Annotated in this window: 23 protein-coding genes and 2 riboswitches; of the genes, 8 read left to right on the top strand and 15 right to left on the bottom strand. The window is 36.8% G+C overall.

All coding sequences use genetic code 11. The features are described from left to right. Positions 1-10 precede the first annotated feature (10 nt). Both DZB84_RS01025 and DZB84_RS01020 read right to left on the bottom strand, forming a co-directional pair. Positions 11-406 (bottom strand): VOC family protein, encoded by a 396-nt coding sequence (locus tag DZB84_RS01025; protein ID WP_116350396.1) that lies wholly within the window; start codon positions 404-406, stop codon positions 11-13. A gap of 112 nt (positions 407-518) precedes the next feature. After that, positions 519-860 carry a VOC family protein gene (locus DZB84_RS01020; protein WP_116350395.1) on the bottom strand — a complete coding sequence of 114 codons (342 nt, stop codon included), beginning with the start codon at positions 858-860 and terminating at the stop codon, positions 519-521. A 106-nt stretch (positions 861-966) separates the two neighbouring features. On the opposite strand from DZB84_RS01020, the gene DZB84_RS01015 reads away from it, so the two are divergent. Beyond that, positions 967-1,485: a TetR/AcrR family transcriptional regulator gene (locus tag DZB84_RS01015; protein WP_116350394.1), complete on the top strand. Its 519-nt coding sequence runs from the start codon at positions 967-969 to the stop codon at positions 1,483-1,485. Positions 1,486-1,516: 31 nt separating this feature from the next. Here DZB84_RS01015 and DZB84_RS01010 read toward each other — a convergent pair whose 3' ends face one another. The 4 genes from DZB84_RS01010 to DZB84_RS00995 all read right to left on the bottom strand — a co-directional run bounded on the left by DZB84_RS01010 (position 1,517) and on the right by DZB84_RS00995 (position 3,761). Then, positions 1,517-2,035 (bottom strand): YfiT family bacillithiol transferase, encoded by a 519-nt coding sequence (locus DZB84_RS01010; RefSeq protein WP_411266251.1) that lies wholly within the window; start codon positions 2,033-2,035, stop codon positions 1,517-1,519. A 151-nt stretch (positions 2,036-2,186) separates the two neighbouring features. Further along, on the bottom strand, positions 2,187-2,582 hold the full coding sequence (locus DZB84_RS01005; protein WP_189655102.1) for a secondary thiamine-phosphate synthase enzyme YjbQ: 396 nt from the start codon (positions 2,580-2,582) through the stop codon (positions 2,187-2,189). Between the two features lie 25 nt (positions 2,583-2,607). After that, the gene (locus tag DZB84_RS01000) at positions 2,608-2,811 is read right to left on the bottom strand and encodes a zinc ribbon domain-containing protein (protein ID WP_116350392.1); all 204 of its coding nucleotides are present in this window, start codon (positions 2,809-2,811) and stop codon (positions 2,608-2,610) included. A gap of 59 nt (positions 2,812-2,870) precedes the next feature. Next, positions 2,871-3,761, bottom strand: a complete 891-nt coding sequence (locus DZB84_RS00995; protein WP_116350391.1) for a TIGR01777 family oxidoreductase — start codon at positions 3,759-3,761, stop codon at positions 2,871-2,873. Between the two features lie 104 nt (positions 3,762-3,865). On the opposite strand from DZB84_RS00995, the gene DZB84_RS00990 reads away from it, so the two are divergent. Beyond that, entirely contained in the window at positions 3,866-4,759 is an 894-nt protein-coding gene (locus DZB84_RS00990) for a nuclease-related domain-containing protein (RefSeq protein ID WP_116350390.1), read from the top strand. A gap of 341 nt (positions 4,760-5,100) precedes the next feature. On the opposite strand, the gene DZB84_RS00985 is transcribed toward DZB84_RS00990, so the two are convergent. Next, positions 5,101-5,673 (bottom strand): ECF transporter S component, encoded by a 573-nt coding sequence (locus DZB84_RS00985; RefSeq protein WP_116350389.1) that lies wholly within the window; start codon positions 5,671-5,673, stop codon positions 5,101-5,103. Positions 5,674-5,839: 166 nt separating this feature from the next. Next, positions 5,840-5,969, bottom strand: a riboswitch (FMN riboswitch). A 118-nt stretch (positions 5,970-6,087) separates the two neighbouring features. After that, the gene (locus DZB84_RS00980; protein ID WP_116350388.1) at positions 6,088-7,089 is read right to left on the bottom strand and encodes an LLM class flavin-dependent oxidoreductase; all 1,002 of its coding nucleotides are present in this window, start codon (positions 7,087-7,089) and stop codon (positions 6,088-6,090) included. Positions 7,090-7,269: 180 nt separating this feature from the next. Here DZB84_RS00980 and DZB84_RS00975 point away from each other — a divergent pair, with 180 nt between their 5' ends. The 3 genes from DZB84_RS00975 (at position 7,270) to DZB84_RS00965 (ending at position 10,846) form a co-directional block, all read left to right on the top strand. Next, positions 7,270-8,520 carry an Nramp family divalent metal transporter gene (locus DZB84_RS00975; RefSeq protein WP_116350387.1) on the top strand — a complete coding sequence of 417 codons (1,251 nt, stop codon included), beginning with the start codon at positions 7,270-7,272 and terminating at the stop codon, positions 8,518-8,520. Between the two features lie 118 nt (positions 8,521-8,638). Further along, a complete protein-coding gene (locus DZB84_RS00970; protein ID WP_116350386.1) occupies positions 8,639-9,346 on the top strand; it encodes a DUF421 domain-containing protein in 708 nt (235 codons plus the stop codon). An 84-nt stretch (positions 9,347-9,430) separates the two neighbouring features. Further along, positions 9,431-10,846, top strand: coding sequence for a Na+/H+ antiporter NhaC family protein (locus tag DZB84_RS00965; RefSeq protein WP_116350385.1), 1,416 nt, complete (start codon positions 9,431-9,433; stop codon positions 10,844-10,846). Between the two features lie 38 nt (positions 10,847-10,884). Here the strand turns inward: DZB84_RS00965 and thiW are convergent, their stop codons facing one another. The 4 genes from thiW to DZB84_RS25410 form a co-directional block, all read right to left on the bottom strand. After that, a complete protein-coding gene (gene thiW, locus DZB84_RS00960; protein WP_116350384.1) occupies positions 10,885-11,388 on the bottom strand; it encodes an energy coupling factor transporter S component ThiW in 504 nt (167 codons plus the stop codon). A gap of 21 nt (positions 11,389-11,409) precedes the next feature. Next, the gene (locus DZB84_RS00955; protein WP_116350383.1) at positions 11,410-12,171 is read right to left on the bottom strand and encodes a 3-oxoacyl-ACP reductase; all 762 of its coding nucleotides are present in this window, start codon (positions 12,169-12,171) and stop codon (positions 11,410-11,412) included. Between the two features lie 91 nt (positions 12,172-12,262). Further along, positions 12,263-12,368, bottom strand: a riboswitch (TPP riboswitch). 64 nt (positions 12,369-12,432) lie between these two features. Next, positions 12,433-13,095 carry a DNA alkylation repair protein gene (locus tag DZB84_RS00950; RefSeq protein ID WP_116350382.1) on the bottom strand — a complete coding sequence of 221 codons (663 nt, stop codon included), beginning with the start codon at positions 13,093-13,095 and terminating at the stop codon, positions 12,433-12,435. 115 nt (positions 13,096-13,210) lie between these two features. Beyond that, positions 13,211-13,342 (bottom strand): hypothetical protein, encoded by a 132-nt coding sequence (locus DZB84_RS25410; protein ID WP_262983767.1) that lies wholly within the window; start codon positions 13,340-13,342, stop codon positions 13,211-13,213. Between the two features lie 189 nt (positions 13,343-13,531). On the opposite strand from DZB84_RS25410, the gene DZB84_RS00945 reads away from it, so the two are divergent. Beyond that, on the top strand, positions 13,532-14,584 hold the full coding sequence (locus tag DZB84_RS00945) for an alpha/beta fold hydrolase (protein WP_116350381.1): 1,053 nt from the start codon (positions 13,532-13,534) through the stop codon (positions 14,582-14,584). A 123-nt stretch (positions 14,585-14,707) separates the two neighbouring features. Beyond that, the gene (locus DZB84_RS24755; RefSeq protein ID WP_189655101.1) at positions 14,708-14,848 is read left to right on the top strand and encodes a hypothetical protein; all 141 of its coding nucleotides are present in this window, start codon (positions 14,708-14,710) and stop codon (positions 14,846-14,848) included. 47 nt (positions 14,849-14,895) lie between these two features. Here DZB84_RS24755 and DZB84_RS00940 read toward each other — a convergent pair whose 3' ends face one another. Together DZB84_RS00940 and DZB84_RS00935 are read right to left on the bottom strand one after the other, a co-directional pair. Further along, positions 14,896-15,342 carry an RlpA-like double-psi beta-barrel domain-containing protein gene (locus tag DZB84_RS00940; RefSeq protein WP_116350380.1) on the bottom strand — a complete coding sequence of 149 codons (447 nt, stop codon included), beginning with the start codon at positions 15,340-15,342 and terminating at the stop codon, positions 14,896-14,898. Between the two features lie 125 nt (positions 15,343-15,467). Continuing rightward, positions 15,468-15,914, bottom strand: a complete 447-nt coding sequence (locus DZB84_RS00935; RefSeq protein ID WP_116350379.1) for an RrF2 family transcriptional regulator — start codon at positions 15,912-15,914, stop codon at positions 15,468-15,470. Between the two features lie 172 nt (positions 15,915-16,086). Here DZB84_RS00935 and hmpA point away from each other — a divergent pair, with 172 nt between their 5' ends. Further along, positions 16,087-17,307 carry an NO-inducible flavohemoprotein gene (gene hmpA / locus DZB84_RS00930; RefSeq protein ID WP_116350378.1) on the top strand — a complete coding sequence of 407 codons (1,221 nt, stop codon included), beginning with the start codon at positions 16,087-16,089 and terminating at the stop codon, positions 17,305-17,307. 183 nt (positions 17,308-17,490) lie between these two features. Here hmpA and DZB84_RS00925 read toward each other — a convergent pair whose 3' ends face one another. Then, a complete protein-coding gene (locus DZB84_RS00925; protein WP_116350377.1) occupies positions 17,491-18,828 on the bottom strand; it encodes a uracil-xanthine permease family protein in 1,338 nt (445 codons plus the stop codon). Positions 18,829-18,920 lie beyond the last annotated feature (92 nt).

Raw genomic sequence — 18,920 nt, 5'->3', positions numbered from 1 at the left:
TTGTCCTCCTTTATTGTTGTTTACCAACAATGGTTTTCTTTCGATCTTCCTTTTCTGATTGATTATGATATTCAAATAAGCCAACTTTATTTCCCCAAGGGTCTGAAAATGTGGCCCATTTAACCGGGACCTCTTCCCTTGAATATATATCAAATGGCTCTATTTTTAAATCATTGATTAGTCTATCACGCTCTATTTCAAGATTGTCTATCCCTAATCTTAATGGACCGGAACCGATGGAGGGAATTCCCTCAGCAATCTGAAGCCAACAACCAGGAAGAAGTTCCCACTCAGCAAACCCATCATGCGGAATAAAATCAGGTTTTTTATTGAGGAGTGTTTCGTACCAATGTTGTCCCTTAGATATGTCACTAACACGAAATTGAATTGTCATTTCATAAATCAACCAAAACCCTCCTAAAATATTTTATCCATAAGTATTCTTTAATTAAATCACAGATTCCTCTTTTTCATAATAAAAAGCAGACAGTTCCTTTGACTGTCTGCCAAAATTGAAGCTATTTTTCTTTTGAAAAATCTAATATGCGGATAGGGTTCCCAGAATTGTCTAAATAAATGGCATAACGTCCTGGTGGGATGTCATGAGGTTCTCTAACAAAGTTTAGATTCTCTTTTTTTTGATGATAAAATTCGTCCACACTATCGACCAGGAATACTCCTCCTGCAGAAAGCCCTTCGTCTTCATCCTCAATCATAAGGCGAATATCGGTGTCTGGTAAATGAATGGCCGCAGTATGTTCCCCTTCTCTCCATGCTTCTTCGAATCCAAGATTTTCACGGTAAAATGTAAGAGATTCTTTAAGGTTTTTTACAGGGTGATATAAAAATAGTAGTTTCATTTCTTTTCCTCCTTCTTATTAGGATAATAAATTTATGTAATACGTAAGTTAGTTACGTTAAGCGTAAGTCATTTACGGATTCTTGTCAATATGGTATGATCAAAATATGAAAGAGTGGATACCAATACCAGGAACTAATAAAGATACCATACTAAAAGTGGCTTTAGAGGAATTTAGTAAAAAAGGATACAAAGCGGTAAGTATCACAGAACTTGCTGAAAAAGCGAATGTAACTACTGGTGCTATTTATCATCACTTTGGGTCAAAAACAAAGCTCTATGAAGTTATTCGGGCTGAAATGGAACAAAGGATTTTAGATAGAATGGAGGGTGCCGTATCTTTATTTGAAGATACATTTAGAAAAATTGAAGCAGCAATGCTAATTGGATTAGATTTTGCAGTGAAGGTTCATATTTGTCGCTTACTTTGTGAGGAATCTCCTGGAACAAATAAAGATAAAGTGGAATCTTTTTTTAACGGAATGATTTCAGAATCTTCTCTTCCTATAAATATTGTTGTTATCGCTTCATGGAGATCAATCTTAAAATCACTTGCTGAAGGTGAAATGTCACTTGAACAAGGTAAGCAATTAATCAAATGGATGTTTAATAAAGAAACGCATTAAAAAAGCAATGCATCGTGCATTGCTTTTCCATTTACCAATTTTTATTTTTCACTAAAGTCGTGATATGTGCTAGATGATGGTTTCCATGCCAAGCGGAAAAGCCTAAAAAGATGCCTAATTTCATTTCGCCACCTTCTGGGTGAACATATGACAATTCATAATCATCCATTGAAAAGCTTCGTAAAAGTGTGACCCAACGTTTGTGAACACCTTCGATGATTGCTATTGAAGCATTTACCGGTAAAGTCGAGTCTGAAAGTACAGCCCATTTTGCTTCATCATATGGTTTAATAACTGGATTACCTTCAGTTACAGCTAACTTAAAACGAATATATGAATTCATCGATGCATCTGCAATATGATGAACAACCTGGCGAAGTGTCCATCCACCGTTACGATAAGGTGTATCGAGCTGTTGATCTGTTAAATCTTTCACCGCATCTTTTAGTAAAGATGGCAAATTCTCAATTTCTTTTATCCAGCCGGCTGCTAATTCTTCTGTCAAATCTCCATCAAATCGGAATTCTCCAATCGGATAACGTTCATCCATTATATTCCCCTCCTTAAAATTTCGAATACTAAAATGCTTAGTATTATTTTAACAAAAGTAAGGGGACTTTTCTGCTTCTACGGGTTTAATATAAAAGCAGAATGAATTGTGTTTTCTAAATGAAATAGGCGAACCAGTTGGATTCGCGTATTTACAAGATTTTCACATAAAATGTCCGAGTTCGAGGACCATCAAATTCGCAAAAATAGATTCCTTGCCACGTACCAAGGAGTAAACGTCCATTTGTGACAATAACATGTTGCGATGCGCCGACAGTACTAGCTTTCATATGAGCTGCGGTGTTACCTTCCATGTGACGGTCAAGTTTATGATGCCAAGGATATACTTCATCAAAACGGCGAATCATGTCACGTTTTACATCGGGATCCGCATTCTCATTAATCGTTATCCCGGCTGTTGTATGTGGACAATAGACAATCACAGCGCCCTCTCTTATCCCCTTTTCTTCAATAATGGCTTGAACTTTTTCTGTTACATCTACCATTTGGTCACGATTATTAGTTTGTATAGTGAGCTTGTGCAGCAAGATGTATGTGTCCCCTTTCATCACATTATCCAAAGAATAAATCAAGGATATTTGATGCGGTTGAAGAATTCTTGTTATAGAACTCAGAGTATCCGCAATTCTTACAATACACTACAGTAAAACGATTGTTTTGAATATCTAACATTTTAGTAAGTCCAGAACCAGTCATCGATACATCTTTCGTACCAGCATTTGTGCTTCCGCATTTAACACAGCCTTTACCTTCCACAAAATCCCCTCCAATTTTAGTTCTAACACTATTATTTACGAATTTATAGGAAAATAGTTTCAATTATTTTTTGTTATTTGTGTAAGTGCGTCCTCGATTGTTGGATAAGAAAAAATATATCCTTCCTTACTCAGTCGATCTGGAATAACCCATCTGCTCTTTAAAATTAATTCTGTTTCCGTTCTAATAAAAATTGCACCAAGTTCAAGAAGCCAAGCTGGGGAAGGTAATCCGAATTTTCGATTATATGCGACTCGGAGACTATTCATTAACTCGCGATTTGTAATAGGATTCGGGGTTGAACAGTTAAAGACCCCAGTTAGATGGGGATGATCCCGAATATAAAGAACAATATTGAACAAATCCTCAATATGAATCCAACTGAATTTTTGAGTACCAGGTCCTTGGATTCCCCCTAGCCCAAAGCGAACTAGGTTTTTATATGGAATCATAACACCCCCACCGGCTCCAAGTACAATCGAGATTCTTAGCGCAACCTGCCTAGTGCTCTGGAATTGATAAGAAAAAAAGGCTTCCTCCCATCTTTTTGCAACATCTACTGAAAAACCAGTACCAATTTCCCCAGATTCTTCTGACATTGGTCTATCTTCAGCATGCCGATAGATCGTTGCTGTGCTAGAATTAATCCATAATTCTGGCGGGTTTTTACATTCTTTGAGGGCATCACCTAATATTTTCGTAGTCTTCGTTCGAGAGTGGAGAATTTCTTGTCTGTTTTTTTCGTTATATCTGCAATTGACGGATTTCCCAGCAAGATTGATAAGTATCTCGGAATCCTCGAGTGCCTGTATAATTCCTTCTTTATCATCCCAAGTGATGTTTGATGCATTTCTTGAAATCACGTTTACTACATACCCAAGTTCAGTAAACCTTTTTGAAAAATAGGTACCCACAAAACCAGTACCACCAGCAAGGACCACCTTCTTCATAGTTTCCATCCCCTCTTTATCATTCTTTTACTAGTTTACCATTATCTGGTGAAACTTGTGAAATACGAGTATAAGATTAGAAACTATAAGAAAGGTTGTGGCATATGATTTACAAGGAACGAATTGAATCGATTAACATCAAAATAATGAAAGCCCAGAATGCTCGAATGGATTTGAACAAAGCAGAAAGACAGTATTTTTTAAATCAAATTAAGGGTTATGAAGGAGAACTGTCATTTGATTCTTTCATAAAAAATCTTGGATCTGATTATTTAGTTTTAAATAATTTATTGCTCCAATTTAATAACACTACATTTCAAATTGATTCCCTGTTGATTACAGCTGAGGTACTCTATTTCTTTGAAGTGAACAATTACGAGGGTGATTTTTATTATGAATCAGACCGGCTTTACAAGATGCCTAAAATAGAAAGGAACAACCCACTCATTCAACTCCATCGCAGCGAATCCTTACTTCGACAACTTCTCCAAAGTCTCGAAATTGATGCTTACGTAGTCTTTGTAAATCCAGGTTTTACTCTATTTCAAGCACCGCTTCTTAAACCCATTATCCTTCCAACTCAACTAATCTCTTTTTTTCAAAATCTTAATAAGTCTAATGCAAAAATAAATAATAAACATAAAGTGCTAGCGGAAAAATTAGTTTCAATGCACATGCAGGAGTCTCCGTATGGTCAGTTACCGGAATATACTTATGAGCAGTTACGAAAAGGGATTTGTTGTGTGGAGTGTGGGTCTTTGACGGTAGAGATTGTTGGAAGAAATTGTGTTTGCAGACGCTGTGGACATGAGGAATTAGTTACTGATGCAGTACCACGTAATACTGATGAATTGAAACTCTTGTTTCCTGAAAATAGGATTACAACGAATTTGGTTCAGGAATGGTGTTGTGTGGTGGAGTCGAAGAAGAGAATTCAAAGAATTCTAGATAAGAATTATCAGATTGTAAGAAAAAATCGGTGGATGTATTATGAATAATAAAGATTGTATGTAAAAGAGTGTCTCAGAGACATATTAAAGATAAAGAGTGCTCAATTACTTTTGTCTTTGAGAACTCGTGTCAGAGACATTTGGTCGGTGAGTTAGCTGCGGTTTTTCCTCGAGAGCTAGTTTCAGAGACATTTTAAACGTGGACTCACTCGCTTTTGTCTTTGAGAACTCGTGTCAGAGACATTTGGTCAGGGAGTTAGCTGTGGTTTGTCCTCGAGAGCTAGTCTCAGGGACATTTCACATTCAAAAGATCATAATTTTATACTTGTGAATTGTTGTTAAAACCAAAAACAAGCACCCGCTCTCGGGTGCTTGCCATATCTAATCATTTATATCGACGCTTGTTTATTAATCCACGGATGTAGACGTGCATACAACAACATGAAGATTGTTGCAACGATCAATCCTTTTAGAATGTTAAAAGGAAGAATGGCGTAAACCACCATTTTGAGTGTTTCTGGTGCTGACATGGCTGGTATATTCAAGAAAAAGTTGAATGCCGGTAGGAATACATAGTAGTTAAGAACACTCATGATGATTGCCATCATCGCTGTACCGCCAATTAATCCGATTGTTAAGCCTAATTTCGTTTTTAATAGTTTAAAAATATAGTAGGTTGTTAGAACGAATATAATCCCTGCTACAAAGTTTGAAATATGACCAACAGGTACGCCAGTTTCACTTCCGGTGATGAAATAATCAATCATGTTTTTGAATAATTCAACCAGGATTCCGGCCATCGGTCCAAAAATAAGTGCTGCTAGTAATGCAGGAACATCGCTAAAGTCGACGTTCAAAAAGCTTGGGAATGTTGGCAATGGGAAGTTTAAAAACATTAGGATGTACGAAATCGTACTCAGCATTGCAATTGCCACAAATTGACGTAAAGGTATTTTCTTCATTTTTTCTTTCCTCTCCTCTTTTGTCGATCCACCTCAAAAGAAGAAAGGTTCAGCTTATAAGACATACCCAAATAAAAACCCCCAAGAATAGCTTCTTGAGGGAGTTAATGTAAAAGGCATGCTTAATAAACGTCCAATCATTGTAAAATTTTTGAACGCGCAGAACCTCCATCTTCTCCCATCCAGACTATACTGTCGGCTTTGGAATCGCACCAAATCCTGCCTTTCGGCTCGCGGGCTTAGAGATTACTCTCATCACCGCCGGTCGGGATTTTCACCCAGCCCCGAAGATAGATCAATATTTAGTTTCACTTTATTTTAGCAAGTATATGGGATATTGTGAAGCAATTTGCTTCACATCACCCAATTTTGTATAAATTTCACCTGCACAATTAGTAAAATGCACATCAAAACTCACTTTCCATCGACAACTTCTTTTAAGATCTCATATGAACGCTTTTGTTTATCCTGATCATAGATGTAAGAAACAGCCATGAGCTCATCGACATTATATTTTTCCTGGAAGCTGGTTAATTGCTTCCGTATGGAATCTTTGCTTCCTAATAATGTGACACTAGACATGGATTTTGCCATTTCTTTTTCATGTACGTTCCATAGCTCATCCATGTTGTCAACTGGTGGTTGTAATGGGTTTTGTGAACCACGTACAACGTTTAAGAAAAATTGCTGCATGGTTGTGATTTCTCGTTTAGCCTCTTCATCAGTTTCTGTTGCAACTACATTGAGGCAAACCATCATGTATGGTGAGCTTAAATATTCGGATGGTTCAAAACGTTTGCGATAAATGGAAATCGCCTCTTCCATATATCTAGGTGCAAAATGTGATGCAAATACATACGGAAGCCCTAATTTCGCGGCCAAATAAGCGGAATCCGTTGAAGAACCTAGAATATAGATTGGTACATTTGTATCTACTCCAGGATAAGCTTTTACATACCCTTGTCGTTCCATCGGTCCAAAGTAGGTGAGTAAAGCATTTACATCATTAGGAAAAGTGTAAACAGAATCATTATTTGAACGTCTTAATGCACTTGCTGTCATCATATCGGTTCCTGGTGCTCTTCCCAGACCTAGATCAAGACGGTTTGGATAAATGGTGGCCATTGTTCCGAACTGTTCAGCTACAACTAGTGGTGAATGGTTAGGAAGCATAACCCCACCGGAACCAACTCTGATTTTTTCTGTGTGCTCTAAAGTATGCTTAATTAAAATGGACGTAGCAGAACTGACTAATGTTGGTGAATTGTGATGTTCGGCAATCCAATATCGTGTGTATCCCATTTTTTCAGTAGTTTGAGCTAAGTTAACCATAGCATCAATTGCGTCTTTCTGATTCTGTCCTTTACGAATTGGAGCAAGGTTAAGAACCGAGACAGGAATATTTATATTTGTCATGTGTATGACCTCTCTTCCATTTTGTTTCATTACTATCTTATCAATTGTAAGTAAAGAAACAAACAATGTTGCTCGACTGAAGTTCGAGAAAAAATTCAGACTATTTGACCAAGAGTATTTATTTAAATTGTGATATAATTTTGAAATATATTTTTATTTCATCATGAAAGGGGTTACTTTATGTCAAATCTACATACGCCAATACAGGCACCAACGAGTTATAAAAAGAAACTCGCGATGATTGGTCCGGGTTTTGTCGCTGCAGCAACGGGGGTCGGAACAGGTGACCTTGTCGCAGCATTAGTTGCGGGGGCAGGCTTTGGACTTGTATTCGTTTGGGCAATTATTCTTGGTTCTATTTTTAAATATTTCTTAAATGAAGGTGTAGGTCGTTTGCATCTTGCTACAGGAAAAACGATCATTGAAGGCTGGCAGCAAATGGGAAAATGGGCTACTGGTTATTTCGGAATTTATTCTGTTATTTGGGGATTTGTGTACGGAGCAGCCGCAACATCTGCTTGTGCTATGGCGATGACTGCGATGGTTCCTGTTCTCCCCTTTTGGGTTTGGGCCGTAATTCATGCAATTGTAGGGTTTCTTCTCATATGGAGTGGTCGTTATCTCCTATTTGAAAAAGTAATGATGGTTCTAATAGGATTAATGTTTGTTACAGTAATTGGTTCTGCAGTATTATTCTTACCTACTATTGGTGACCTTTTTAAAGGTTTTGTTCCAACTATTCCAAAAGGCTCTTTTATGCTTGCTCTAGGTCTTATCGGTGGTGTAGGTGGTACCATAACGATGGCATCCTATGGCTATTGGTTAAAAGAAAAAGGGTGGAAAGGGAAAGACTGGATTCCAATGATGAGATTGGATTCAAAGGCAGCATATTTTATGACTGCATTGTTCACTCTTTCTCTTTTAATAGTAGGAAGTCAGTTCCTTTATGGAACTGGAATTGAAATACAAGGCGAACAAGGGTTATATCAATTATCAGAGATGATTGGTGACAAATTCGGAAGTGTTTTTACTTGGCTATTTTTAATTGGTTTTTGGTCTGCAGCATTTTCTTCTTTATTAGGAGTCTGGAATGGCGTTCCTTATCTATTTGCAGACTTTGTACGCATTATGAAAAAGGAACACCATCGCTCAGTTACTGAAAAAGATCCGGCATACCGTGCATTTTTAGCGTGGCTAACCTTCCCTCCTATGCTCCTTTTATTCTTTGGTAAACCTGTTGAATTAATTATTTTATATGGTGCACTTGGAGCTTTGTTTATGCCATTTTTATCGATAAGTTTATTGTGGTTGCTGAATTCCAAACGCATTGGAAAAGAGTATAGTAATCGTTTACTGTCCAATATTGTATTATCTGCATGTTTGGTTTTATTCGTTATTTTAGCTATTCAACAATTAGTAGGATTATTTTAAAGCATAAAAACACTTTCTATTTGAAAAGAAAGTGTTTTTTACTTGGTTGCAAATTTTAATAGTAATCATGAAATAGGTAAAAACTAATTAGGAAAATTTAGGTTAAGGTGGAGTATTTATGCATTTTTTTGCCTCGCAAGACCATCTCACTGCTGTTGAATGGATTCTTAGAGCAATTGTCGGCTTCGTGTTTTTTATCGTAGTAGCTAGAATGATGGGGCAACGAACGATTTCACAGGTCGGTCTGCTCGACTTTGTGATTGTGTTACTAATTGGAAATATAATTGCTCATCCATTATCAGATGAGGGGTTAGGTTTAAAAGGGTCGATGATTACGATGACCGTTATCTTGATTCTTTATTTGATTGGTATTTTATTAAGTCTACGGTCAAATAGGATAAGAAAGTTGTTTATTCCTGCACCGATTCCACTAATTGAAAACGGGAAGGTGCTTTATAAAAATTTGAACAAAGCTAGGATTTCAATCGATGTTCTTTTATCAGAATTAAGGATGGATAAAATAGAAGATATTCAGAAGGTTGCTTTAGCTTCTTGGGAGCCTGGCGGATCTGTATCGATTTTTTTAAAAAGTGAACACCAACCGTTAACTCCGAATTCCTTTAATGCCCCTATTCAACCATTTCAATATCCTAAGACCATTATTAAGGAGAAAAAGATCGATCAAAATGTATTAAACGAAATTGGAAAAAACGAAGATTGGCTATTGCAAAAACTCCAAGCAACCATTAAGAATATAACACTTAATGAAATTTTACTTGGAACAATAGATGAAAATGAAAATGTTAGATTATTTCTATATCATTAGAGAGACTAACGCATTCAAAATACTCCCATCCAAAATTGGTCATACTAACCAAATGAACATTTTTATATATTGGAGGATATTGGTTTGGAATATTCATGGCTCTCTCTAATTCCTTTTTTAATTGTAATCGGTATGGCGATTTGGTTAAAGGATATTTTACCTGGACTTATTTTAGGATTATTAGTTGGTGCGATTCTTGTTACATCTGATTTATTAGCTGGAACGCAGCAATCGATAACATATATCGTGACCACTTTATCAGATCCAACCAATATTAAAATCGTAAGTTTTTTGTATGTGTTCGGTGGTTTAGTTGGAATGATGAATATCGCTGGAGGTATTAAAGGATTTACAGAATGGATTGGGGAAAAAATTAAAAGCGAGCGAGGCTTGCTTGGTTTAATTTGGCTCACCCTCCCTTTTACTTTTATGATGCCAATGTTTCGGATTATGATGATTGGGCCTATAATTAAACAACTCATCAAAAAAATGAACCTATCAAAACAGAAGGTCGGCATGACATTAGATATTTCCACCGAATCGGTAATCGTACTTTTACCAGTTGCTACTGCGTTTGTTGGCTTTATGGTTTCACTTGTTGAAGGTGGTATCAAAGGTCTTGACTTAGGTATGTCCGCTTATGAAGTTTTCCTATTAAGCATCCTTTTCAATTTTTATGCAATTGCAATGCTTCTTATTGGAATCATTCAAACATTATGGCCATCCAAAACAAAGTCCAATTCTGATAAAAATCAGGACCAAGAAGAAAATGAGCACGAATTTCACCGTATGGGGATAAAAAAAGAGTTATCGCTTGTAAAAGCTCAGCCTTGGAATTTAATAGTTCCAGTATTTCTATTATTAGGATTATCGCTTTATCTATTATGGGAGGATGGTAAATCACTCGGAGCCGAAACGGTTTTTGAGGCATTTTCGATGGCTGATGCTACTTTTGTGATGCTGTTAGCTGTCTTCATCACCCTCATTTTTACATTTGTCTTTTATGTGATTCGAAAACAGAAATTACATGAAATTATGTATCATTTTTACGATGGCGGGAATCAAATGATGCAGGCGATTAGCCTCCTTATCCTAATATGGGCCCTAACTTTATCAGCTGAAGAACTCGGTTTTTCTGTATTTATTAGTTCAACCTTAGGTTCATTTCTACCCGGCTTTTTAACTCCTGCAACGATTTTTATAATCGGCTCTGTTGTTGGCTATTTTATTGGATCCTCTTGGGGAACATGGGGTTTATTTATGCCGCTTGGGATTGCGCTAGCTTTGTCGACAGGTGCCTCGATCCCATTAACCGTTGGAGCTGTTTTTGCGAGTGGAGCATTTGGGGCGTTGACTTCCCCTCTTGGTGATACAACCATTACAACAGCATCGATTTTAGATTTGGACCTAGTTGACTATGCTCAATACAAATTAAAAGTTTCAGCGATTGGTGGGATACTTGCAACAGCTCTATATATCGTAGGTGGTTTAATGATTTAAAAAAGACTAAACGCTAACTGTTTAGTCTTTTTCCGATGTTAAAGATTACGTTCTTGGTATGTTTTAAAGGCAGGGTTTTTTAATACGATGCCAACGATAATAAACCCAAAGATAGAACCTGCAATTGAGCTAAAAATAAACGATGGTACGAATCCAAAAAGCGCAGCATCTTGACCAAGAATGAGTGTGGCGATTGGATAACAAGCCATCGCGCCCAATAGTCCGGTTCCGACGATTTCACCGGTCATTGCCATAGAAACTTTCTTTGTTTTTGAATATAAATAGGCTGCTAAAAAGGCTCCAATCATACTTCCTGGAAAAGCAAATAACGAACCCGTACCTAGCATGTTTCGAAGTAAAGATACTGAAAAAGCTTGAAGTACTGCGTATGCTGGGCCCAAAATGACTGCCGACAATACGTTAATAAAATGCTGCATTGGAAACACTTTTGTAAATCCGATTGGTATCGCAAACAAATGGCTTGTAACTGTTCCTATTGCGACAAACATCGCTGTGATTGTCATTTTTAAAGTTTTATTCATTGTGAATCCTCCTTTGAAATGTTAGTCCATTACTAATCCACCATCAACGACAAGGTTCTGCCCAGTTACTCCTTTACTCCATGAAGATGCAAAGAAAAGAACCGCATTCGCAACATCCTCTGGTGTCGTGACTTTTTGAAGGGGTGTAGAATTCTTAATTAATTGGAAAACCTCTTCAGAAGTTGCTGAACTTGCATCTGTTGTTTGAAGTAAACCTCCTGATATCATGTTTACGTTAATGCCATATACACCAAGGTCTTTTGCCATGTTCCGAGTAAATCCTAAAAGTGCTGCCTTACTGGTGTTGTAATCGTGATAAGCAACGACAGGATTTTGAAAGAGATTTGTACCAATTGTCACAATTCGACCAAAGCCTAATTCCTTCATGTCAGTAACCGCAGCCTGAGTCGTATGTAAAGCTCCTCGTATTGCACCTTCAAGCTGTGTGTGATAATCCTCCCAAGAAATATCTTCTGCGTTTTTTCTTGCAATGGGGTCAAAACGGAAATTAATTAAAGCGTTATTAACAACTGTTGTTATAGGTTGATCAAAATGCTTTTTCGCTTCAATAAACAAGTTCTCTACCTGCTCACGATTTCTCACATCTGCTTGAATCGCAAGCGCGTTTTCACCAATTTCTTCTTTTAGAGAATGAGCTTTGGCTTCACTTTTGAAGTAATTGATAACCACTTTCGCTCCTTCATTTGCAAATCCTTTTACAATTTCCATTCCCAGTCCACGTGCACCACCGGTAACGAGAACAACCTGATTTTGTAACTTCATTCTAGTAGCCTCCTAATATGGTAAGATAAGAAATACGCAAAAAAGCCAGACCCACATAAATGGACCTGGCTTAGGTAGCAAGAAAAAATGGAAGTTTTCCACTCTACTTTCCTCCGCCGGTATTACCCGGATCAGGTCCAAAGGGTTAAAAAACGTCGTTTTTCTCTCAGCCCAATCGGGCACCCCTAGTAGTTTGCGAATATTCTTTCTATAAGCATAGTATGTTCGGACAAAAATGTAAAGGTATTTGATTACCATCCCTTAAATATATTTACTCCCCTCTCTAATGCTCAACTTCGCCAATGTTGTTTCATTTATAAATTCACGAACTGAATCTGGGTTCGTCTTTGAGTATTCACTTAATGCCCAACCGATTGCCTTTTGAATGAAAAATTCCTTACTATCTGCATTGGCTCTTATGTATTTGTATAGGTATGTTTCATTTGTTTCTAGTTTATATTTTAATTGAAATAATACCGATGAACGTTTTAGCCATATGTTGTCACTAAATGCCCATATTTCAATTTTTTCCTCAATTATGCTGGGTGTATCTTTAGCGATTTTTCCAATAAGATGTGGGGCAAGAACATCGACCGTATCCCACCAAGATTTTGTGATAATGAGATTCTCTATAAATAGCAAATGGCTGTAATTTATTTTCTTTATAGACCTGACTAAATAGTCTAAAGCTGCATATTGATATTCGCGTTCTTCTTTCATCCACAATTGCTTGACAAGCTCGAGATTAATTTCTTGCTGTAAAATACCTGTTTCTTTATAAAAGTCACGCATTAATTGTCTTCTTAACGGTGTTTTTATTCCAAGGAATGGGAAAAGGTTTTTCATATATTTCTTCATTGGTTCTGCATTTTCTTCATTTCTATTAGTTTCAAATAAGTCAACAAGTTCATTTAATTTGTTCATATCATACTCCCTTAGTACGTTTCCTTTATTGTACTTTATTGCCTTTTATAAGCAAAATAAAAAATACCATCTTTTCTATGTAGAATACGTACGAAAAGATAGTATTTAGAGTACATCACTGCATCTTTATAGGAGTAACAACAGCAAATAAATTTTCTGTTGGATTGTTAAGGTTTACTTCGATAACTTTGTAGCCCTCTTTGTCTTTGTAATCATTTGAAACAGGTGTTTTAATCTCGTTGCTCATCTTCCGTACTTCCCTTCTAACAGTTTTCTCACACAATAAGTAGTATATGAAGGGGAAACGAAAATGTGCTTACTTTTCAAAAAAATATTTAAGATTATTAAAAAGTTTGTCCACCTAGTAGTTCTTAAGCATAGATTTCTTTTATATATATTGTATTAGTAGAATCAAAAAAGAAAGGTGGTTCCCACTTTGATTGAGAATTCATTTTATAGCCAAGAATTCCACGGTCCTTATGAACTTCATAATTTAGGGGATTTTACGCTAGAAGATGGTGGAATGATTCCAAACTGTCAACTTGCCTATGCGACATTCGGTGAACTAAACGATGCGAAGGATAATGTAATTGTCGTCCCTACTTGGTTTTCCGGTACAAACAAGGCCTATGAGCCATATATAGGCGAAGGAAGAGCACTAGATCCTAGTAAATCCTTTATTGTAATTATCAACCAAATTGGAAATGGACTATCAAGTTCCCCACATAACAGTCCTGCTCCGATTAGTATGGAAAACTTCCCGAAGGTTAGAATTAGTGATGATGTGCGTGCTCAGCATCAATTCCTAACTGAAAAATACGGTATTCAAGAAATTGCGTTAGTTGTTGGTGGTTCGATGGGAGCCCAACAGACATATGAATGGGCTGTGAGATATCCGGATATGGTCAAACGTGCTGCACCAATTGCTGGAACTGCTAAAAATACGACACACGATTTCATCTTTACAGAAACTTTAATAGAATCCATCACTTCAGATCCAGGCTGGAATAACGGAAACTATCAGTCTTGTACGGATGTAGTCGAAGGATTAAATAGACATGCAAAAATATGGGCTGTTATGGGGCTTAGCACAGAATTTTATAAACAAGAAAAATGGCGCCTATTTGGAGTCAATTCGGTTAACGAATTTGTTAACGACTTTTTACAGCCACTTTTTGCGGCTATGGACCCAAATGCGTTGCTAACGATGGCATGGAAATGGCAACGTGGGGATGTAAGTCGAATGACAAACGGAAATCTAGAAGAGGCACTTGGAAGAATCAAAGCAAAAACCTTTGTTATGCCGGTAGATGAGGACATGTTCTTCCCTCCACGAGACTGTGAGGACGAACAAAAAATGATTCCGAACAGTGAACTTCGATTAATCAAAAGTATTTGCGGTCATTTTGCCTTATTTGGTGTAGAAGGACCGGATTACTTTGACCAGATTGACAAACATCTTAACGAACTATTAAACACACCGGTATAAAATAGTACAGTTTAATAAAATTTAGCCATCTTTCGAGATGGCTTTTTTATGTGATTAGAATGTGTAAAATGAACTCCAAAAAGCCATATTAATAAAATAACATATGGGAAAGGATGGAAATCTATGAAGAAAGATGAACATGTAAAGAACCAGGTTCTTTATATTACAAACCCTGCTTATGATGCCTTGCATTCAGAGCATCTTCTTGAGGAAAATGATGAGGAAAATCATCGCAAACCCATCAATAAAACGGATGTAGAGTAATAAATTGAAAAAGGAGGACAATGGTTATTGTTCTCCTTTAGTCAATATTAGTCGAGGGGTGTAATTTCTACATTTAAGACGCCAACACTTGGTGATGCACCCAATGCTTCAAATGCTTTGCGGTGAAGGTTAATTCGATTTGCTGGATATTTCTTCACCTGATCAACTACTGTTACGATTACGTCTTGATTCGGAACAAAAGAAACATTTCGGATTCGTAAACGCTGACCACATTTAAATGGACTATTTTCTCCTACCGCTACAGTCATGTTGTTGTCATAGGACCAACCCATTTCACATTTTGTTGGTGTTCCTCCCCATGTCCAAGTAGCTTTTCCTAAAATCGTATCGGGATTTCGATTCCAATCCCAGCCATAGTAAGGTGTTGGGTACTGTTGTACGTACTGGTGATAGTAATATTCATCATACATGTTCCGTGGTTCTAAGTATCCGTGACAATAAGGGCAGTAAAAACCAGACGTCTGATTTATCATCTCTCTCCTTCTCCTTTAAAAACCAATTTTCTAATTACTTCGTCTACTTAAATGTATGTAAAACGACTACTATTGGTTCCTGTTGGAGAGTTCTACTTAGACCTCTTTGTGGACATGGAATTTCTTTATTTCTGATCCTGAATGTGAAATAAATTGAGCAAGTCTGATTTATTCGTCACTAAATCTTCTAACGTATAGCCATTTAATACATTTATGAATGCCTGTAATGCTTCATTTAAAGCATGTTTTAGTTTACAAGATGGTGAAATGGAGCAGTAGCCCCCTCCCTCTTTAAAGCAGTCCACGATATTGAAGTCGTCCTCTGTATTCGAAACGACTTCCCCAATATTAATATCTTTTGGATGCTTCGCAAGCCTAAAGCCCCCATTCCGTCCACGAATGGTTTTGATGTACCCTAGTTTTCCTAGATGATGAATGATTTTCATTAAATGGTTTTTTGATATATTATAAGCTTCTGCGATTTCTTGAATTGTACACAATTCTTCTTCATTTTTCATTGCCAAATACATTAAAACGCGTAACGAATAATCCGTATAATTAGTTAACTTCATTTAAAAAACTCCTTATATTGATGAGTTCTTAATAAGTATAGCACGAAAGTCCTGTTTTCACTGTAAATGTGACAACTTTTTAAAAGATGTATTAAAAAGGTATCTTTTATTTGCACTGTCGTTATATTATAAACATGTATTTTAAATATTTGTTTTGAAAGGACGTCATATCATGCTAACTCAACAAACAATTGAAATCGTAAAAAGCACAGTTCCAGTACTTGAAAAATACGGTAAAGATATTACAACTCATTTTTATAAGCGTATGTTTAAAAATAACCCAGAATTATTAAATATTTTCAACCATGCCAATCAAAGACAAGGCCGTCAGCAAACAGCTTTAGCAAACGCAGTTTATGCTGCAGCTGCTCATATTGATAACTTAGGAGCTATTCTTCCTGTTGTTAAACAAATTGCACAAAAACACCGCGCGTTAGGTATCCAACCTGAACATTATCCAATCGTCGGTGAAAACCTACTTGGTGCAATTAAAGAAGTATTAGGCGATGCCGCAACAGATGAAAACATCAACGCTTGGGCTGAAGCTTATGGAGCAATTGCAGATGCGTTCATCGGAGTGGAAAAAGAAATGTATAAAGAAGCAAAGAAACAGCCTGGAGGTTGGGAAGGTTTCAAAAACTTTGTTGTAGACCGTAAAGTGAAAGAAAGTGAAGTTATTACTTCCTTCTATTTAAAGCCTGAGGATGGAAAAGAAATTGCATCTTATCAAGCCGGTCAATACTTAACTGTTAAAGTTCAGCCTGAAGGTGATGAATATACACATATCCGCCACTATAGCCTTTCAGACGCACCGGGTAAAGACTATTACAGAATTAGTGTCAAACGTGAAGAACATGGTGTTGTTTCAAATTACTTACACCAGGAAATTAACAAAGGCGATGTGATCACAGTAAGTGCTCCAGCTGGTGATTTCGTTCTTCAAGCAAAAGAATCACCTGCAATTTTATTAAGTGGTGGTGTTGGATTAACACCAATGGTCAGTATGTTAAATACAATTGTAGAGCAACAGCCTGAACGTGAGGTTATGTTTATTCATGGTGCACTTAATAGTGAGGTTCACGCATTAAAAGATGAGGTTGCAGAACTTGCATCAAAAAATGAGAATGTGAAGAATTTCGTTGCTTATTCTGCCCCTTCTGACCAAGATCGTCAAGACATGAACTATGATAAGGAAGGATTCGTTGACCTTGATTGGTTAAAAGCAACTGTTGGAACAACAGAAGCAGACTTCTACTTCTGTGGACCGGAACCATTTATGAAAATGATGTATCGCTCATTAAAAGAATGGGGAGTTGTATCTGAAAATATTCACTTCGAATTCTTTGGTCCTGCTAGTGAATTAGAAGAATCCTCAGAAGCAGTAACCGCATAAAATAAATATTCTTTTTAAAACTCTCCATTTCTAAGATGAAATGGAGGTTTTTTTAAAAGGCTTTTTTCTAAAAGATTGTTGGTATTGGTTAAAACAAATGTGTCAAAAACAACAAAGTTTTTGTGAAAACAGCCTATTTAAATTAGAAAAAGCCACCTAGCTTTTACTAGATGGCTTTTACGACTATGATAAGGATTCAGTTTTAATCTTTTTCTTCCTTTCCTCAGGAATGAGCAAATTGAGGATCAATACCGCGATTGCACCAACAGCTGTACCAGAAGAAAGAATATAGTTTGCAAAATCAGGAACACTGTAAAGAATCTCTTTTGGTAATACAATTGTTCCAACCGTTAAAAGAATAGGAACGCCGATTACAATCATATTACGGTCATCAATCGTAACATGTTGAATTACCTTTAAACCGTTCATTACGATTGCCACACAAACTACTCCAAAAATACCTTGGATAACAGGCTGAGGAATACAAGTAATAATTGCAGAAAGCTTCGGTATAAGCCCTAAGAAAATTAAAATAACCCCTGCCGCAATGATTGCCATACGGCTAGCAACACCAGTAATTGCAATTATACCAGCATTAGACGAATAACCTGTTACTGGTGTTCCACCAACTAAAGAACCTACAAAACAGCCAATCCCTTCGCCTACAGACCCTCGATTCAAACGTTGGTCATCTAACTCTTCACCTGTTACTGTTGATACAACAAACCAAGTCCCAGTTGTTTCAATCAAAATAATCATATAGATAAATACCATTGTTAATATCGCTTGAAGATCAAAAATAGGTTGTCCAAATGGGAAGAAGCTTGGTAATGAAATCCACTTTGCTTCCTTAACAACTGAAAAATCTACAGTCCCAAAGAATGACGCTGTGATAGTTCCGACTAGAATCGCCAAAATAACGGATACTAAACGGAAAAATGTTCCATACCCCGATTTTTTCCGACCAAGTAACATAAACACCAATAAAACTCCTGCTGAAACAGCGGCGACAATCACATTATGTCCCACATTTCCTGGAGAAGTGTAAATGCTATTAAATGCACTCGGCATTAATGAAATTCCAACTATGACAATTACAGTACCCCCTACTAGTGGAGGAATAATTTTTCTCACTGTTTTTGCAAAGACTTTTAGTGGGTAACCTAGAATGGCAATTAATAAAGCCCCTGGTATTAAACTTCCGAATACAGCTCCTAGCCCCAACTTTCCACCGATCGCTGCAAGGGCACCAATTGGAACATATGATGGACCTTGAACAACAGGTAACTTTAAACCACCAATTGTTTGAATAAGTGTGGCAATACCAGCTGCAAGAAAACACATTTGAATAAAGTATGTTGTATTCATTGTGTTCAATGCTAGAAGGCCTGCAATAATAATTGGAGCAATGTATAGATCCATTGCTAGAACGTGTTGAAAACCTAGTAACAGTGATTTCCCAACACTAATTTTGTCATTGACTCCGACGGCTAAGTTCGGATTTTGTGAATTTTGGTCCACTTTTCTTCCCCCATTTTATGAAATTAGTAATCTTAAATAATTTTGTTTTAGAGTAAAAACTCCTACGACCATGCAATACAAGCATAAATTTA

Source organism: Bacillus sp. HNG (assembly GCF_003400205.1).
Classification (GTDB): domain Bacteria; phylum Bacillota; class Bacilli; order Bacillales; family Bacillaceae_L; genus Ferdinandcohnia.
The sequence above is the reverse complement of the archived record's forward strand: the minus strand, read 5'-3'. Positions and strand labels throughout refer to the sequence as shown.

Excerpts from the sequence above, each read along its gene's own strand:
- DZB84_RS00950 (WP_116350382.1), bottom strand. The coding sequence starts at position 13,095 with ATGAACAAATTAAATGAACTTGTTGACTTATTTGAAACTAATAGAAAT.
- DZB84_RS01015 (WP_116350394.1), top strand. The coding sequence starts at position 967 with ATGAAAGAGTGGATACCAATACCAGGAACTAATAAAGATACCATACTA.
- DZB84_RS00990 (WP_116350390.1), top strand. The coding sequence starts at position 3,866 with ATGATTTACAAGGAACGAATTGAATCGATTAACATCAAAATAATGAAA.
- DZB84_RS00970 (WP_116350386.1), top strand. The coding sequence starts at position 8,639 with ATGCATTTTTTTGCCTCGCAAGACCATCTCACTGCTGTTGAATGGATT.
- DZB84_RS00935 (WP_116350379.1), bottom strand. The coding sequence starts at position 15,914 with ATGAAGTTAACTAATTATACGGATTATTCGTTACGCGTTTTAATGTAT.
- DZB84_RS25410 (WP_262983767.1), bottom strand. The coding sequence starts at position 13,342 with ATGAGCAACGAGATTAAAACACCTGTTTCAAATGATTACAAAGACAAA.
- DZB84_RS01010 (WP_411266251.1), bottom strand. The coding sequence starts at position 2,035 with ATGGATGAACGTTATCCGATTGGAGAATTCCGATTTGATGGAGATTTG.
- DZB84_RS01020 (WP_116350395.1), bottom strand. The coding sequence starts at position 860 with ATGAAACTACTATTTTTATATCACCCTGTAAAAAACCTTAAAGAATCT.
- DZB84_RS00955 (WP_116350383.1), bottom strand. The coding sequence starts at position 12,171 with ATGAAGTTACAAAATCAGGTTGTTCTCGTTACCGGTGGTGCACGTGGA.
- DZB84_RS00975 (WP_116350387.1), top strand. The coding sequence starts at position 7,270 with ATGTCAAATCTACATACGCCAATACAGGCACCAACGAGTTATAAAAAG.
- DZB84_RS00995 (WP_116350391.1), bottom strand. The coding sequence starts at position 3,761 with ATGAAGAAGGTGGTCCTTGCTGGTGGTACTGGTTTTGTGGGTACCTAT.
- thiW (WP_116350384.1), bottom strand. The coding sequence starts at position 11,388 with ATGAATAAAACTTTAAAAATGACAATCACAGCGATGTTTGTCGCAATA.
- hmpA (WP_116350378.1), top strand. The coding sequence starts at position 16,087 with ATGCTAACTCAACAAACAATTGAAATCGTAAAAAGCACAGTTCCAGTA.
- DZB84_RS00940 (WP_116350380.1), bottom strand. The coding sequence starts at position 15,342 with ATGATAAATCAGACGTCTGGTTTTTACTGCCCTTATTGTCACGGATAC.
- DZB84_RS00980 (WP_116350388.1), bottom strand. The coding sequence starts at position 7,089 with ATGACAAATATAAATATTCCTGTCTCGGTTCTTAACCTTGCTCCAATT.
- DZB84_RS00985 (WP_116350389.1), bottom strand. The coding sequence starts at position 5,673 with ATGAAGAAAATACCTTTACGTCAATTTGTGGCAATTGCAATGCTGAGT.
- DZB84_RS24755 (WP_189655101.1), top strand. The coding sequence starts at position 14,708 with ATGAAGAAAGATGAACATGTAAAGAACCAGGTTCTTTATATTACAAAC.